The organism is Nocardioides allogilvus (assembly GCF_003047285.1).
Lineage (GTDB): Bacteria > Actinomycetota > Actinomycetes > Propionibacteriales > Nocardioidaceae > Nocardioides > Nocardioides allogilvus.
Map to the genome: position 1 here is coordinate 109,456 of NZ_PZYX01000012.1, position 15,320 is coordinate 124,775.

Annotated in this window: 16 protein-coding genes; 2 read left to right on the top strand and 14 right to left on the bottom strand. The window is 69.6% G+C overall.

The annotated features are described in order from the left end of the window. Positions 1–13 precede the first annotated feature (13 nt). The 8 genes from C9J87_RS16285 to C9J87_RS16320 form a co-directional block, all read right to left on the bottom strand. A complete protein-coding gene (locus C9J87_RS16285) occupies positions 14–1,018 on the bottom strand; it encodes a helix-turn-helix transcriptional regulator (protein ID WP_232820087.1) in 1,005 nt (334 codons plus the stop codon). Next, complete coding sequence (locus C9J87_RS16290) at positions 1,015–1,986, bottom strand: helix-turn-helix transcriptional regulator (RefSeq protein ID WP_107706061.1); 972 nt, start codon at positions 1,984–1,986, stop codon at positions 1,015–1,017. The genes C9J87_RS16285 and C9J87_RS16290 overlap by 4 nt, the downstream gene beginning before the upstream one ends. Before the next feature lie 30 nt (positions 1,987–2,016). Next, complete coding sequence (locus tag C9J87_RS16295) at positions 2,017–2,952, bottom strand: FKBP-type peptidyl-prolyl cis-trans isomerase (RefSeq protein ID WP_010832881.1); 936 nt, start codon at positions 2,950–2,952, stop codon at positions 2,017–2,019. Between the two features lie 76 nt (positions 2,953–3,028). Next, complete coding sequence (gene pafA, locus C9J87_RS16300) at positions 3,029–4,390, bottom strand: Pup--protein ligase (protein ID WP_010832880.1); 1,362 nt, start codon at positions 4,388–4,390, stop codon at positions 3,029–3,031. A 9-nt stretch (positions 4,391–4,399) separates the two neighbouring features. Then, positions 4,400–5,140 (bottom strand): endonuclease/exonuclease/phosphatase family protein, encoded by a 741-nt coding sequence (locus tag C9J87_RS16305; protein WP_010832879.1) that lies wholly within the window; start codon positions 5,138–5,140, stop codon positions 4,400–4,402. 1 nt (position 5,141) lies between these two features. Beyond that, complete coding sequence (prcA, locus tag C9J87_RS16310; protein ID WP_010832878.1) at positions 5,142–6,155, bottom strand: proteasome subunit alpha; 1,014 nt, start codon at positions 6,153–6,155, stop codon at positions 5,142–5,144. A gap of 11 nt (positions 6,156–6,166) precedes the next feature. Beyond that, positions 6,167–6,997, bottom strand: coding sequence for a proteasome subunit beta (gene prcB / locus C9J87_RS16315; protein WP_010832877.1), 831 nt, complete (start codon positions 6,995–6,997; stop codon positions 6,167–6,169). Continuing rightward, positions 6,994–7,191, bottom strand: a complete 198-nt coding sequence (locus tag C9J87_RS16320; RefSeq protein WP_036490661.1) for a ubiquitin-like protein Pup — start codon at positions 7,189–7,191, stop codon at positions 6,994–6,996. Before C9J87_RS16320 ends, prcB begins: the two co-directional genes overlap by 4 nt. 238 nt (positions 7,192–7,429) lie before the next feature. Here C9J87_RS16320 and C9J87_RS20585 point away from each other — a divergent pair, with 238 nt between their 5' ends. Then, complete coding sequence (locus tag C9J87_RS20585) at positions 7,430–7,813, top strand: GIY-YIG nuclease family protein (protein WP_408635566.1); 384 nt, start codon at positions 7,430–7,432, stop codon at positions 7,811–7,813. Here the strand turns inward: C9J87_RS20585 and dop are convergent. Further along, positions 7,800–9,311 carry a depupylase/deamidase Dop gene (gene dop / locus C9J87_RS16325; protein WP_010832876.1) on the bottom strand — a complete coding sequence of 504 codons (1,512 nt, stop codon included), beginning with the start codon at positions 9,309–9,311 and terminating at the stop codon, positions 7,800–7,802. The genes C9J87_RS20585 and dop overlap by 14 nt on opposite strands. Positions 9,312–9,314: 3 nt before the next feature. Between dop and C9J87_RS16330 the strand changes: the two genes are divergently transcribed. After that, complete coding sequence (locus C9J87_RS16330; RefSeq protein WP_010832875.1) at positions 9,315–9,944, top strand: class I SAM-dependent methyltransferase; 630 nt, start codon at positions 9,315–9,317, stop codon at positions 9,942–9,944. On the opposite strand, the gene C9J87_RS16335 is transcribed toward C9J87_RS16330, so the two are convergent. The 5 genes from C9J87_RS16335 to C9J87_RS16355 all read right to left on the bottom strand — a co-directional run bounded on the left by C9J87_RS16335 (position 9,936) and on the right by C9J87_RS16355 (position 15,170). Next, positions 9,936–10,523, bottom strand: coding sequence for a 1-acyl-sn-glycerol-3-phosphate acyltransferase (locus tag C9J87_RS16335; protein ID WP_010832874.1), 588 nt, complete (start codon positions 10,521–10,523; stop codon positions 9,936–9,938). The genes C9J87_RS16330 and C9J87_RS16335 overlap by 9 nt on opposite strands. Positions 10,524–10,651: 128 nt before the next feature. Then, complete coding sequence (gene arc, locus C9J87_RS16340) at positions 10,652–12,406, bottom strand: proteasome ATPase (protein WP_107706063.1); 1,755 nt, start codon at positions 12,404–12,406, stop codon at positions 10,652–10,654. Positions 12,407–12,479: 73 nt separating this feature from the next. After that, the gene (locus tag C9J87_RS16345; RefSeq protein ID WP_107706064.1) at positions 12,480–13,037 is read right to left on the bottom strand and encodes a GrpB family protein; all 558 of its coding nucleotides are present in this window, start codon (positions 13,035–13,037) and stop codon (positions 12,480–12,482) included. Beyond that, positions 13,034–14,011 carry a tRNA (adenine-N1)-methyltransferase gene (locus C9J87_RS16350; protein WP_107706065.1) on the bottom strand — a complete coding sequence of 326 codons (978 nt, stop codon included), beginning with the start codon at positions 14,009–14,011 and terminating at the stop codon, positions 13,034–13,036. Before C9J87_RS16350 ends, C9J87_RS16345 begins: the two co-directional genes overlap by 4 nt. Positions 14,012–14,036: 25 nt before the next feature. Next, a complete protein-coding gene (locus C9J87_RS16355) occupies positions 14,037–15,170 on the bottom strand; it encodes a site-2 protease family protein (RefSeq protein WP_036490656.1) in 1,134 nt (377 codons plus the stop codon). Positions 15,171–15,320 lie beyond the last annotated feature (150 nt).

The window sequence follows — 15,320 nt, forward strand, 5'->3', positions numbered from 1 at the left end:
ATGGCTGCTGCTCTCATCCTACGCCGCCGTCCTGATAGAGCCTCAGCGCTGCCCGGGCGTCGGCAGTGAACGATTCGGCGAACTCTCGGGGTGCGATGACCGACGCGTGCGGTGCGACCCGGAACAGCAGCTGCTGCAGCCAGGACTCGCTGGCCACGTCGAGGACGACGTCGAGCGTGCCGTCGGGGCCCGGCGAGGTCTCGTTGACCGGGTAGTACTCCGGCACCCACTGCGCAGCGGGCTGCAGTCGCAGCGTCACCGCGACGGTCTCGCCGTCTCCGCGGAACCAGCCACCGGACAGGTCGCGCGGCTCGGCTGCCCGCTCCGAGACGGCCTCGGACAGCTCGGTCGCCGACACGATCCGGTCGAGGCGGAACGCACGGTCGCCGTTGGCGGTGTGGCACCACGCGTCGAGATAGGTCGCGTCGCCGACCCGCGTGATGGCGCGCGGCTCGACGACCCGCGACGACTGGTCGTCGCGGCTGGGGACGTAGTAGGAGATCTCCAGCTGGAGCCCGTGCTCGATCGCGCCCTGCAGCACGGGCAGGAGCTCCGCGCCGGGCGACGTGTCGGCAGCGACGTGGATCTGCTGGGCGGCGGACGCTGCTCCGGCCGCCTCGAGCTTGGCCAGCGTGCGCTCGACGACCTCGCGGGTCTCCGACGACGCGCTCTGCTCCACGGCCCGCAGCGCCACCACGAGCGCCGCTGCCTCCGACGGCCCGAAGCGCACGGGCCGGGCGAGGTAGTCGGCGTTGTCGACGCGGATGATCCCCTCGCCCTCGAGGGCGTCGAGGTCGACGTTGATCAGGTCGTCGGGGAAGCCTCCCGGCAGCCCGCACATGAAGAGCACCCGCAGGTCCTTGTCGAGCTGCGCGGCGTCGACCCCGAGGGCCTCGGCGGCCTCCGAGATGCGGACCTCGCCGTGCTGGTGCAGGAACGGCACGAGCGCGAGCAGTCGCCCGACCTGCTCGCGGGCTGCGTGCACGGTGGGCTTGGGCCCACCTCCTGCGCTCGTCACGACGCCACCCCGCGCAGCCGCGAGACGACGTCGCTGCGCAGGTCGGCGGGCGTCTCCAGGACGGCGTTGGGGCCCAGCGCGAGGACCGAGCCGACGAGGTCGCGGGCCTGCCCGCTGACGGTGACCCGGTCCCAGCCGGAGGCGTCGTCGGGTCCTGCGACGTCCTCCTCGATCGAGCTGGACTGGCGACGCAGGGCCACGCCCGTCCGCTGGCGCACGAGCACGGTCGCCTCGATGTCGGGCGTGCGGTGGACCAGGTTGTGCGCCACGGCCTGCACGTCCGTCCCGGCCGGGACGTCGTACGCCGCCGACTTGCCGGTCAAGGTCACCTTCCCCTGAACCCGCGAGAGCCGGAAGACCCGCTCAGCCTGCCGGTCGAGGTCGAAGCCCACGACGTACCAACGCCCCGAGGACCGCACCACGCCCCACGGCTGGAGGCGGCGGGAGGCCGCCTCCTCACCGGGTCGGCGGTAGTCGAAGGTGATGACCCGGCGCTTCTGGGTCGCCTCCCAGCAGGCGTCGAACGCCGGCTCCTCGGCACGCAGGCTGGGCGGCACGAGATCGAGGCGGCTCGTGTCGATCTCGACGCCCTGGGCTGCGAGCTTGCGCATCGCCTCGGTGGTGGCCCGGGCCAGGGTGGCCTGCTCCCAGGCACGGGCCGCGATGCCCAGCACCGCGGCCTCGTCTGCCCCGAACCGGATCTCCGGCAGCGAGGAGGTGTCGGGCGAGATGCGGTAGCCGAGCTCGTCGTCGAAGTAGTTGTCGAGCGAGCCGACCTCGATCACGACGCCGAGCTCGCGCAGGTCGTCCTTGTCCCGCTCGAAGGCCTTCTCGAAGGCTTCGTGGCCACGGGGGTTGTCGGCGTACTCACCGTAGTGGGCACGTCGGATGTCCTGCTTCGAGACGAACCGGGTCTGGGCGAGCAGCATGATGTAGAGGTTGAGCAACCGCTCCGACTTCTCCGCCATGCCGCTCCCCCGTCCCTCGGTCAGCTCAGGTCAGGCTGCAGCGAGGATGTCGATGACGAAGAACAACGTGTCCGTGCCCTTGATGCCGGCGTCCTTGTTGCCTTCCTCGCCGTAGCCGTCGGCCGGCGGGATGGACAGGATGACGCGGGAGCCGACGGTCTTGCCGACGAGCGCCTTGTCCCAGCCGGCCACGACCTGGCCGACGCCGATCGGGAAGGACGCGGGGTCCGAGGAGAAGGACTCGTCGAAGGGCTGCTTCGCGTCGTAGACCTGGCCGAGGTAGTCGACGGCGATCGTCTGGCCGCTCTTCACGACCGGGCCGTCACCCTTGACCAGCGTGGTGTCGAGGAGGTTCTTGCTCGGCTTGTTGGCGTCCGCGAAGTCGAACCCGGTGACCACGCCGTCGGACTCGACGATCGACGGCGCCCACTTGGCGGGCTCGCGCTCCTCGCCGGAGGGCGCGTCGCCGACTCGGCCGAGCAGGTCGACCACGAAGACGAGACCGTCCTTGTTGCCGATGCCGAGCTGGGAGTTGCCGGCCTCGCCGAAGGCCTCCTCGGCCAGGCTCGCCACTGCGACACGGGAGCCGACCTTGTGGCCCTCGAGCGCCTTCTTGAACGGCTCGGAGACGTCGCCGACCAGCAGCTGCGGAGCCTCGGACTCGTAGCTGCTGTAGGCCTCTTCCTCGGTGAAGCCGTTGCCGATCCAGATGTGCGCGAGCGCACCGTCGCCCTCCTCGATGACCTCGCCGTCACCCTCGGTGACGACCTCGGTCTCGATGTCGTCGGGAGCGACCCGGCCTTCCCACTCGACCTTCGGGGCCTTGCCCACGTCTCCGGTGATCGTGACGTTGCCGAGGCCACCGGCCGAGCCGCTGTCGGCGTCGTCGGAGCCGCAGGCGCTCAGCGACAGGCTGGTGAGGACGAGGACGCCGCTGGCGGCGAGGAGGCGGGTGGTGCGAGACACGTTGGGTCACCTAGTCGTTGGTTGGCAGGACAGCGCGGTCACCCTATCCGGCCCGCCTGTGACCCGGCTGAACGACTCACATGCCATCGATGAGACGTTGCACGCGATCGTCGTAGGCCTTGAACGGGTCCTTGCACAGCACCGTGCGCTGGGCCTGGTCGTTGAGCTTGAGGTGCACCCAGTCGACGGTGAAGTCACGGCGGCGTTCCTGCGCCTTGCGGATGAACTCGCCACGGAGCCGGGCACGGGTGTTCTGCGGCGGCACGCTCTTGGCCTCGAAGATCTTCAGGTCGCTGGTGACACGGGCGACCGCGCCCCGCTTCTCCAGGAGGTAGTAGAGCCCCCGGTTGCGGTGGATGTCGTGGTAGGCGAGGTCGAGCTGCGCGATCCGCGGGTGGCCCATCGGCAAGCCGTGCTTGGCGCGGTAGCGCTCGATCAGCTTCCACTTGATCACCCAGTCGATCTCGCGGTCGACGAGGCCGAGGTCGTCGGACTCGATCGCCTTCAGGCCGCGCTCCCACAGGTCGAGGGCCTGCTCGATGAGCGGGGTGCTGATCTGGCGGCGGTCGACGAAGTCGCGGGCCTTGCCGAGGTATTCGGCCTGGATCTCCAGCGCACTGGCCTCACGGCCGTTGGCCAGGCGCACCTTGCGGCGCCCGGTCACGTCGTGGGAGATCTCCCGGATCGCGCGGATCGGGTTCTCCATCGTGAGGTCGCGCATCACCACGCCCTCCTCGATCATCCGCAGCACCAGGTCGCACGACGCGACCTTGAGCATGGTCGTCGTCTCGCTCATGTTGGAGTCGCCGACGATGACGTGCAGGCGGCGGTACTTCTCGGCGTCCGCGTGCGGCTCGTCGCGGGTGTTGATGATCGGCCGGCTGCGGGTGGTCGCGCTCGAGACGCCCTCCCAGATGTGCTCGGCGCGTTGGGAGACGTTGTACGCCGCACCGCGGGGCGTCTGCGTGACCTTCCCGGCCCCGACGATGATCTGGCGGGTCACCAGGAACGGGATCAGGACGTCGGCGAGCTTGCTGAACTCCCCGGCCCGCCCGACGAGGTAGTTCTCGTGGCAGCCGTAGGAGTTGCCGGCGGAGTCGGTGTTGTTCTTGAAGAGATAGATGTCGCCCGCGATGCCCTCGTCGTGGAGTCGCTGCTCGGCATCGAGGAGCAGCCCCTCGAGGATCCGCTCCCCCGCCTTGTCGTGGGTGACGAGGTCGACGATGTCGTCGCACTCGGGCGTCGCGTACTCAGGGTGGCTGCCGACGTCGAGGTAGAGCCGGGCGCCGTTGCGCAGGAAGACGTTGCTCGAGCGCCCCCAGCTCACCACCTTGCGGAACAGGTAGCGAGCGACCTCGTCCGGGCTCAGCCTGCGCTGGCCCTTGAACGTGCACGTGACGCCGTACTCGTTCTCGATACCGAAGATCCGCCGGTCCATGAGTCCACCCTACGGGTCCGAGGGCAACCTGAGGTCGAGTCGCAGAGCCGAATGATCGGTGTGTCCCGAGACCCTCGAAGAGTGCTCGAGCACGCAGTCGACGACACGGGGCGCCAGGTCTGCGCTGACGAAGGCATGGTCGTAGCGGCACCCGACACCGGAGTGGTCCACCCAGCTCACCTCCGGGCCGACTCCGTGCGCGTCCACGAACCCGTGGGCCTCGCTCAACCGGTGGTAGAACGCCGTCTCCTCCGGCAGGACGTGTGGGAGCGGATCGCCATGGCCGGGGGCGACGACGTTCAGGTCGCCGATCAGGACGCACGGCTCGGGCACGTCCAGCGTGCCGAGCGCGAGGTCCAGCTCTGCCAGCCAGTCGCGCTTGCGGCGGCGCTGCGTGGCGCTGGAGTAGCGGACCGGGTCGCTGGCCGCGCCGTACACCCCGAGCACGAGGAGCCCCTGCCACCTCGCAGGAAGCAGGCGCCCAGGAAACGAGGGGGGAACCGCGACGTCGGGGGCCGGCTCGAGGGTGCCCCGGCGGGCGACGAGGAGCACGCCGTAGTCGTCGCAACCGCTGGCGAGCACGGAGTGCCCTGCCTCCCGGCACACCTGCGCGATCAGCTCGGAGCCACCGCCGCGGGCGACCTCGGTGAGGACCAGCAGGTCCACGGGCCGGTGCCACAGCCACTCGAGCAGCCCAGCAGCCCGCTCACGCGTGGGTCGGGCGACGTTGAGCGTGAGCAGGCCGACCACGTCAGGGCAGCGGGTTGCCCGGGTCGCCGGGCGGTGTCCCGGGAGCCGGCGGCTGCGACGGGTCCGGGATCGGCGGCTGGGGAGCCGGCGGGGGCGCGACCGGCGGGTCGGTCGGCGGCGCCGTCGGCGGTGCGGTCGGGGGTGCCGTCGGCGGGGGCACGTGGTGCTCGGTCGGCTCACCGCTCATCGGGTTCTCGAGCGGCGGCACTCCCCCGCTCACCTGGTCGGTGGGGTCGCCGGGGTCGTCGGTGACCGGTGCGGACGGGGGCGTCGCCCCTGCGGTGTCGTCGCCCTGCGGCACGTCGGGCTGCTCCGGACCGCGATCGCCCAAGATCTCGACGAGCCGGGTCTCGCGCAGCCGCACGAACTTCCGCGGCTGGGTGCGGGTGCGGTCGAGGATGGCCACCTCGAGGTCGTCGACCGGGATCACGCGGTCGCCGGCGTCGGTGTGGCCCAGCGCGGCCACGGCGACGTGCAGGGCATCCTCGAGGGTCGAGCCCTCGACGTAGTGCTCCTTGAGGTGGGTGGCCACGGTGTCCGCGGCACCGCCCATCACGGCGAAGCCGTGCTCGTCGGCGACCTGGCCGTCGTAGGTCAGGCGGTAGAGCTGGTCGTCGGCCGGTGTGTCGCCCACCTCTGCCACGAAGATCTCCACCTCGTAGGGCTTCTCGCCACCACTGGAGAAGATCGTGCCGAGCGTCTGGGCATAGGCGTTGGCCAGCCCGCGGCCGGTGACGTCGCGGCGGTCGTAGGCGTAGCCGCGCATGTCGGCCAGCCGCACGCCGGCGATGCGCAGGTTCTCGAACTCGTTGTAGCGACCGACCGCGGCGAACGCGATCCGGTCATAGATCTCCGAGACCTTGTGCAACGCCTGGGACGGGTTCTCCGAGACGAACAGGATGCCGTCGGCGTACTGGATGGCGACGACCGAGCGACCGCGCGCGATGCCCTTGCGCGCGAAGTCCGCACGGTCCTTCATCAGCTGTTCGGGCGAGACGTAGAAAGGGGTGCTCATGGGTGCGGTCCTCAGATCAGGGCGGCAGCAGGGCCGTCGGGGCGCTGCATGCGGGCGGCGAGCATGCGGTCGGCGATGTCGGCGACTTCGGCGTCCGCGACGCGGTAGCCACCGTCCGCGGTGATCACGTGCACGACCGGGAAGATGCGGCGCGTCAGGTCGGGGCCTCCGGTCGCGGAGTCGTCGTCGGCAGCGTCGTAGAGCGCCTGGAGGACGGCGGTCACGCAGCCCTCGGCGGAGAGGTCCTCGCGATAGACCTTCTTCAGCGAGCCGCGGGCGAACAGCGAGCCCGAGCCGACACTGTGGAAGGAGGTCTCCTCGTAGCGGCCGCCGGTCACGTCGTAGCTGAAGATGCGACCCTGGTCGGTGTTGAGGTCGTAGCCCGCGAACAGCGGCACCACGGACAGGCCCTGCATGGCCATCCCGAGGTTGGCGCGGATGAGCGCGGCGAGACGGTTGGCCTTGCCGTCCATCGAGAGCGTGGTGCCCTCGATCTTCTCGTAGTGCTCGAGCTCGGTCTGGAACAGGCGCACCATCTCGACGGCCAGGCCGGCGGTGCCGGCGATGCCGACGACGGAGTACTCATCGGCCGGGAAGACCTTCTCGATGTCGCGCTGGGCGATGATGTTGCCCATCGTGGCGCGGCGATCACCCGCCATCACCACGCCGCCGGGGAACGTCGCCGCGACGATGGTGGTGCCGTGGGGCGCCAGGTCGCCGGCGTTGCCGGAGGGTACGGCGCGGCGCGAGGGCAGCAGGTCAGGGGCCTGGACGGCGAGGAAGTCGCTGAAGGACGAGGAGCCCGGCATCAGGTAGGCAGCGGGCAGGCGCGGATCGCTCACTGGCCACCCTTCTGGATGAACGACTTCACGAAGTCCTCGGCGTTGGTCTCGAGCACGTCGTCGATCTCGTCGAGGATGGCGTCGACGTCGTCGTCGATGACCTCCTTGCGCTCGGCAACGTCGGTCTCGACGACCTCGTCGGTCGCCGTCTCGTCCTGGGTGGACTTGCGCGGTTGCTTCTGTTCCTGGGCCATGTCTCCGACCCTATCCACAAATGGAAACCGCGCACGCGAACCGCCCACCGGAGGCCACGCGGGCTTGTCGGGGGTTGAGGAAGGCGCGCTAGCGCGCGTCACGAAACCGAAGACTTGGCGGGGTTGTCCACACGTCCTGGCTGGCGTGATTCGATCCGTCGAAACGTGGTGACTCTCGACATGCGCCCTACGCCTACATGCTCCGCTGCTCCGACGGCACCTACTACGTCGGCAGCACCTGGGACCCCGAGCACACGTCAATCAGCACAACGGCGACGAAGGGGCGGCCTACACGCGCCGTCAGCGGCCCGTGGAACTCGTCTGGTCTGCCGAGTTCCAGCGCATCGACGAGGCGTTCGCGTGGGAGAAGCAGGCGCTGCGGATGCTCGCGAGCCCTGCTCGCGGATCCGACCAAGGTTCGAGGGGTTTTCGTGGGGTTCTGGTGTGTTGCAACACCCAGGATGGTTCGATTCCCCCGCCTATGCGGGGGAACCAAACGTTCCTGAGGGTTCCAGCCATCAGCGGCTACCAGGCCTGGAGGGCGGCTGTACTGCGACTCCGCCGAACCTGGTCCTCAAGCTCCGAGGGCTGGCGCGCTCCAGACTCGGTCAGCGGGCAGTGAGGCGGTTGACGAGCTGGAGGGCGGTGTCGCACTCGTCGAGCAGCGCACCGACGTGGGCCTTGCTGCCGCGCAGCGGGTCGATCGTCGGGACGCGCTGGAGCGACTCGCGGCCGGGCAGGTCGAAGATCACCGAGTCCCACGAAGCGGCGGCGACGTTGGCGGAGTACTTCTCCAGGCAGCGCCCGCGGAAGTAGGCCCGCGTGTCCTCCGGCGGGTCGTGCATGGCTTGCTCCACCGAGGCGTCGTCCAGCAGCCGCTCGATCCGGCCTGCGGCGACGAGCTTGGCGTAGAGCCCCTTCTCGGGACGGATGTCGCTGTACTGCAGGTCGATGAGGTGCAGCTTCGCGTCGTCCCAGTCGAGGCCGTCGCGGTCGCGGTACTGCTGCAGGAGCTTGAGCTTGGCGACCCAGTCGAGCTCGCGCGCGCACTGCATGGGGTCGTGCTCGAGCCGGGTCAGCACCGACTCCCAGCGGGCGAGCACGTCGATCGTCTGGGCGTCCGCGTCGTCGCCCAGCCGGTCGTCGACGAACTTCCGGGCCAGGTCCAGGTATTCCATCTGGAGCTGGACGGCCGTCATCGTGCGGCCGTCGTGCATCGTCAGCAGGTGCTTGAGCGTGGGGTCGTGCGACACAGCGCGCAGCGACGCCACCGAGCCCGACACGGCCAGGTCGGTGGTGATGAAGCGGTCCTCGATCATCGCGAGCACCAGCGCGGTGGTCCCGACCTTGAGGTAGGTCGACACCTCGGACAGGTTGGCGTCGCCGATGATCACGTGCAGCCGGCGATACTTCTCCGGGTCGGCGTGCGGCTCGTCGCGGGTGTTGATGATCGGGCGCTTGAGCGTCGTCTCCAGCCCGACCTCGACCTCGAAGAAGTCGGCGCGCTGGCTGACCTGGAAGCCGTGCTCGTGCCCGTCCTGCCCGATCCCGACGCGACCCGCACCGCACACGACCTGGCGGCTGACGAAGAAGGGCGTCAGGTGGCGCACGATGTCGGCGAAGGGCGTCGAGCGCCGCATGAGGTAGTTCTCGTGGGCGCCGTAGGAGGCGCCCTTGTTGTCGGTGTTGTTCTTGTAGAGCACGATCGGCGCGGCGTTCGGCACCTGCGAGGCCAGCCGCTGCGCATCGAGCATCACCTGCTCCCCCGCCTTGTCCCACCTGACGATGTCGAGGGGCGAGGTGACCTCGGGCGTGGAGTACTCCGGGTGTGCGTGGTCGACGTACAACCGGGCACCGTTGGTGAGGATGACGTTGGCGAGGCCGAGGTCCTCGTCGGTGAGCTGGCTGGCATCGGCGACCTGTCGCGACATGTCGAAGCCGCGGGCGTCGCGCAGCGGCGACTCCTCCTCGAAGTCCCAGCGCGCGCGCCGCGCCTTGACCGTCGAGGAGGCGTAGGCGTTGACGACCTGCGACGAGGCGACCATGGGGTTGGCAAGGGGAAGTCCCTGCACCGAGATGCCGTACTCGACCTCGGTGCCCATCACCCGACGTACGCTCATGCCATGAGCCTACGGCTGTGGGACGAACACGTGGTGCCGCGACTGGCCGATGCCTCGCTGAAGGGCCACGAGATCGGCGAGCTGCGCGGCCAGGTGTGTGCCGAGCTGACCGGCCGAGTCCTCGAGATCGGCTTCGGTTCCGGCCTCAACATCCGCTGGTATCCGCCGTCCGTGACCTCCGTGAGCGCCGTGGAGCCCTCGGATGTCGGATGGGGGCTCTCGCAGAAGCGGCGCCGGCGCAGCGCCGTACCCATCGAGCGCGCGGGTCTCGACGGACAGCACCTCGACCTGCCCGACGGCAGCCACGACAGCGCCCTGGTGACCTTCAGCCTCTGCACGATCCCCGACCCGGCGCTGGCGCTCCGGGAGGTACGGCGTGTGGTCGGCCCGGCAGGACGGCTGCACTTCCTCGAGCACGGGCTCGCCCCCGACCCCGGCGTCCAGCGCTGGCAGCGACGCTGCGAGCCCTGGGAACGTCGACTGGCCGGAGGTTGTCACCTGACCCGGGACGCGCCGGCGCTGATCGAGGCCAACGGCTGGGAGATCGAGAGCCTGGAGGCGTTCTACCTGCCCGGCCCCGCGATCGCGCGGCCGTGGACCCATCTGTCGGCCGGTGTCGCCCGCTCAGCCTGAAGCCTTGTCCTCTTCGCGCAACCGCGGTTCGGTGGTGAGCTCGGGCCGGATGCCGCGCTTGTCGGCGTAGAACTCCCGGACACGGTCCATGTCGGCCTTGACGTCGCCGGTCAGCTCGAACGTCGGCCCCCAGCCCACCGTGCGCGAGACGCTGTCGATGTAGGCGAGAGTGACGGGGATCCCGGTCTTCTGGGAGATGCGGTAGAAGCCGGACTTCCAGTAGTCGGACTTGCTGCGCGTGCCCTCGGCCGCGAGGCCCAGCAGGAACGACTCCTCGACCTCGGCCTCGGCCAGCAGCGTGTTGATCGTCTCGGTCGGGTCGGACCTGTCCAGGGCAACGGCCCCGGTGGAGCGCAGGATCGGGCCGAGGATGCCCTTGAAGAACTCCTTCTTCACCAGCAGCCGGATCTGCACCTGGCTGTCCCAGGCCAGCAGCATGGTGAGGACCCAGTCCCAGTTGGACGTGTGGGGTGCGCCGACGAGGATGCCGCGCTGCGGCACCTGTCCGGCGGTGCGCCAGCGGAAGAGACGGAGCAGGACGCGCGCCAGCGTGCGTCGGACCAGGAAGTGACGGCTCATGCGCGCACTTTAGAGCCGCACCCACCGGGTCGGGTCAGCGGCTCCGCAGCTTTCCGAGGACGGCCAGGACGACGAGCACGATGACGACGATGACGAGGATCTTGATCATCAGGTTCTTCTTTCGTTGGTCACAGGTATTGGCCGGTGTTGGCGACGTTGTCGATGGAGCGGCCGGGCTCGGTGCCCTGCTTGCCCGTGATGAGAGTGCGGATGAAGACGATCCGCTCGCCCTTCTTGCCCGAGATGCGGGCCCAGTCGTCGGGGTTGGTGGTGTTGGGGAGGTCCTCGTTCTCCTTGAACTCGTCCACGCACGCCTGCAGCATGTGCTGGACGCGGAGGCCGCGCTGGTGCTGGTCGAGGAAGTCCTTGATCGCCATCTTCTTGGCCCGGTCGACGATGTTCTGGATCATCGCGCCGGAGTTGAAGTCCTTGAAGTAGAGGACCTCCTTGTCACCGTTGGCATAGGTGACCTCGAGGAAGCGGTTCTCCTCGGACTCGGTGTACATCCGCTCGACCGTCGCCCGGATCATCCCGGCCACGCACGCGTCGGCGTCGCCGTGGAACTCGGCGAGGTCGTCGTCGTGCAGCGGCAGGTCGGCGGTGAGGTACTTGGTGAAGATGTCACGCGCGGACTCGGCGTCCGGCCGCTCGATCTTGATCTTCACGTCGAGGCGACCGGGGCGCAGAATGGCCGGGTCGATCATGTCCTCGCGGTTGGAGGCACCGATGACCAGGACGTTCTCCAGCGTCTCGACGCCGTCGATCTCGCTGAGCAGCTGGGGGACGATGGTGTTCTCCACGTCCGAGGAGACCCCCGAGCCGCGGGTGCGGAACAGGGAGTCCATCTCGTCGAAGAACACGATGACGGGCGTGCCCATCGACGCCTTCTCGCGGGCCCGCTGGAAGACCAGCCGGATGTGCCGCTCGGTCTCGCCGACGTACTTGTTGAGCAGCTCGGGGCCCTTGATGTTGAGGAAGTAGGACTTGCCGGAGCTGCCGGTCTTCTCGCTGACCTTCTTCGCGAGCGAGTTGGCCACGGCCTTGGCGATCAGCGTCTTGCCGCAGCCGGGAGGGCCGTAGAGGAGCACGCCCTTCGGCGGCTTGAGCTTGTGCTCCTTGAAGAGCTCGGGGTAGAGGTAGGGCAGCTCGACGGCGTCGCGGATCGCGTCGATCTGCGTGATCAGCCCGCCGATCTGCGAGTAGTCGATGTCGGGGACCTCTTCGAGGACGAGCTCCTCGACCTCGGACTTGGGCACCCGCTCGTAGGCGTAGCCGGCACGGGAGTCCAGCAGCAGCGAGTCGCCGGCCTTCGGCAGGACGTCGAGCAGCGGGGCGGCCAGCCGGACCACCCGCTCCTCGTCGCCGTTGCCGATGACCAGTGCGCGCTGGCCGTCCTCGAGCAGCTCCTTGAACATCACGACCTCGCCGACCTTCTCGAACGCGAGGGCGGCGACGACGTTGAGGGCCTCGTTGAGCATGACCTCCTGGCCCTTGACCAGCTCGTCGAGGTCGACGGCCGGGCTGGCGTTGACCCGCAGCTTGCGCCCGCCGGTGAACACGTCCACGGAGTCGTCCTCGTTGCGCGCGAGGAAGGTGCCGAAACCGGCCGGCGGCTGGGCGAGCCGGTCGACCTCCTCCTTGAGCTTCATGATCTGGTCGCGGGCCTCGCGCAGTGTCTGGGCGAGGCGCTCGTTCTGGCTCGTCACCGCGGCGAGCGAGCGCTGCGTGTCGGCGAGCCGGAGCTCGAGACCGCGGGAGTGGCCGGGCGCCTCGGTGAGCCGGCGCCGGAGATCGGAGACCTCGGCCTCCAGGAAGCGCACCTGAGTGACCAGCTCGTCGGGATTCATCCCGGACCCCGCGGGCGTAGATGTCGGTTCGGACATGTGCGTCACCTCCTGTTCCTTCGGACATTACCCATCATGGGAAGGGACGGAAGCGGTTATCGCGCCGTGTTGGTCACGATTTCGACGCGGCCGGGTCGTTGAGCAGGTGGATGGCGTGCAGCTCGTCGTCGGTGAACTCCCCCGAGACGGCCAGGGCGCGCTGCAGCACGGCCGACTTGCGGGCGATGTAGGTGTCGATGTCCCTGTCCGGGTCTGCGGCCAGGGCGCGCTTGACCTCGGCGTAGGCGTCCCGCAGGTCCCGGTGCGTGCGGAGCACGTCGCGTACGGCGAGGTGGTTGCGCACGTTCGTGGTCCCGGCCGCGCAGACGTAGACGTGACGACGCGGCGCTTCGTCGGGGGCGAAGAAGGCCTCCCGGCCGACGACGCCGAGGTCGCCGCGGTGGACGTAGCCGATCTCGGTCAGCGCTGCCACTGCGGCCGGCACGGCGGCCGGGGGGACGATGACGTCGATGTCCAGGATCGGCTTGGCGGCGAGGCCGGGCACCGAGGTCGACCCGACGTGCTCGACCCGGGAGCCTGGCACGGCCGCGAGCGCCGTACGCAGATCGGCGGCCACGCGCTCGAAGTCGCGAGCCCAGTCAGCGGACCATGCGACGACCTCGACGCTCACTCGACCGGCTCGTCGACGACCTCCAGCGGCGGCAGGTCGGCCGGTCGCGGGCCGGTGTAGTCGATCCCGTAGGCACCCGGCGCCGGACGGCGCGTCTTGCGCAGGACCTTCTCCCCCGGTGCCATCCGGCGGGCGGTGACCAGGAAGGCGGTGTGGCCGATCATCTTGTGGTCGGGGCGTACGGCGAGGCCCTCGACGTGCCAGTCGCGGACCATCGACTCCCAGGGGTGCGGCTCGGTGAACCCGCCGTGGGCACGCAGGGTCTCCACGACGCGGGAGAGCTGCGTGGTGGTCGCGATGTAGGCGCAGACGATGCCGCCCGGGACGAGCTTCTCGGCGACCATGTCGATGCAGTTCCAAGGGTCGAGCATGTCGAGGATGATCCGGTCGACCTGGCCCTCGATCTGGGGCAGCAGCAGCTTGAGGTCGCCCAGCTGCAGGTCCCAGGCCGGGTGGGACGTCCCGGCGGGCGCGTTGAAGAACTGGTCGACGTTGCGCTTGGCAACCTCGGCGAACTCCTCGCGCAGCTCGTAGGACGTCACCTTGCCCCACGGGCCGACGGCGCGCAGCAGCGAGCAGGTGAGCGCGCCGGAGCCGGCACCGGCCTCCACGACGCGAGCACCGGGGTAGATGTCGGCGAGCGCCACGATCTGCGCCGCGTCCTTCGGGTAGACCACGGCCGCGCCGCGGGGCATCGAGACGACGAACTCGGAGAGCAGCGGCCGGAAGACGAGGTACTGCCCACCGGCGGACGAGGTGACGGTGAAGCCCTCGTCGCGACCGATCATCTCGTCGTGGTCGAGGTGTCCCTTGTTGGAGAAGAAGCGCTTGCCCGGCGTCAGCTCGAAGTTGTGCTTGCGACCCTTCTGGTCGATCAGGCGCACCCACTCCCCCTCGCGCAGCGGGCCGCGGTGGACACCCGACCACGCCTCGGCGGGCACGTCGGGACTGATCGGCGTTGAACTCTCAGGCATGCGCGGAACCCTAGTGGGGTCAGGCTCAGGCGCGTGACTCGCGGAAGGCCTTGTCCACGTCGGCGGTCGCGAGCACGCCCACCACCGAGCCGTCCTCCTCGACCAGGAGGTATTCGTCCGAGGGGCGTCGGCTGATCGCCAGGATCAGGTCCTCGCCGGCGATCTCCGCCGGCAGGGTGAGCCCGTCCTCGAGGGTGCGCGCGACCGTGCTGGTCGCGACCCACGGCCGGCGCTCGACGGGAGTGGCCTGCACGGCCGCCTCGCTGACGATGCCGGTGGGGCGCCCGGACGAGGTCACGGTCACGATGCTGCCGGCGTCGACCTCCTGCGCGCGGCGGACGGCCTCCGCCAACGGCGTGTCCTCGGGTACGGCGAGGGTGCGGCGGGCCAGCGGCCGCGCGACGAGGTGGGGCAGCCGCCTGCGCATCCGCGCGTGCGACATCGCCGCCGTGGCGCCGGTCCACAGGAACAGGCCGAGCACGACGACCAGGAGGTAGTCGAAGAACGTCGGAGGGACGCCGAAGAACTCGCGCTGGATCAGCGGCCACCCGAGCAGGGCCACGGCTGTCAGTCGCCCGCCCCAGCCGGCGACGATGGTGCCCTTGTTGGCATCGCCGGTGGCGCCCCACACCGCGGCCTTGAGCACCCGCCCACCGTCGAGGGGCAGGCCGGGGACCAGGTTGAGCACGCCGATCAGCAGGTTGGCGCCGGCCAGTCCCTCGACGGCGACCCGGACCAGCCCTTCGGGCAGCAGGAACCACAGCCCGACCGAGGCCAGGCCGACGGCGATCGAGGTCAGCGGCCCCACGACGGCGATCCAGAACTCCTGGCGAGGACGCCGGGCCGAGCCGTCGATCTCGGTCATGCCGCCCAGGAAGTGCAGGGTGATCGAGTTGACGCCGAAGCCGTAGCGCTGGGCCACGATCGCGTGCGATGCCTCGTGCAGGAGCACCGAGAGGTAGAGGACGATCGCGAACACCAGCCCGGCGACGTACTTCAGCGCGCCCAGCCCCGGCTCGACCTGCTCGATGCGGGGCGCGATGGCGAACGCGATCAGTCCCGCGATGATGAACCAGGAGCTGGTGACCAGGACGTCGATCCCTGCCAAGGACCCGATGCGGATCGTTCCCGGCGGCCGCGAAGGCGCTTTCTGCGTCACCGTGCGACCCTATCCGGCTGGTCGTCGAACGCCGCTGTCGGCGCCGCCGCCTAGGTGTTCTGTCCACGGAGGTTAGGCAGCGGCTCTAGACACAGGTGAAGGCCTCCGGGTGAGGTGTGGAGCAGCGACGCATCTCACCGAACCGGAGGC

Excerpts from the sequence above, each read along its gene's own strand:
- C9J87_RS16320 (WP_036490661.1), bottom strand. The coding sequence starts at position 7,191 with ATGGCCCAGGAACAGAAGCAACCGCGCAAGTCCACCCAGGACGAGACG.
- pafA (WP_010832880.1), bottom strand. The coding sequence starts at position 4,390 with ATGGACCGGCGGATCTTCGGTATCGAGAACGAGTACGGCGTCACGTGC.
- C9J87_RS16335 (WP_010832874.1), bottom strand. The coding sequence starts at position 10,523 with ATGAGCCGTCACTTCCTGGTCCGACGCACGCTGGCGCGCGTCCTGCTC.
- C9J87_RS16330 (WP_010832875.1), top strand. The coding sequence starts at position 9,315 with ATGAGCCTACGGCTGTGGGACGAACACGTGGTGCCGCGACTGGCCGAT.
- C9J87_RS16290 (WP_107706061.1), bottom strand. The coding sequence starts at position 1,986 with ATGGCGGAGAAGTCGGAGCGGTTGCTCAACCTCTACATCATGCTGCTC.
- prcA (WP_010832878.1), bottom strand. The coding sequence starts at position 6,155 with ATGAGCACCCCTTTCTACGTCTCGCCCGAACAGCTGATGAAGGACCGT.
- dop (WP_010832876.1), bottom strand. The coding sequence starts at position 9,311 with ATGAGCGTACGTCGGGTGATGGGCACCGAGGTCGAGTACGGCATCTCG.
- arc (WP_107706063.1), bottom strand. The coding sequence starts at position 12,406 with ATGTCCGAACCGACATCTACGCCCGCGGGGTCCGGGATGAATCCCGAC.
- C9J87_RS16350 (WP_107706065.1), bottom strand. The coding sequence starts at position 14,011 with ATGCCTGAGAGTTCAACGCCGATCAGTCCCGACGTGCCCGCCGAGGCG.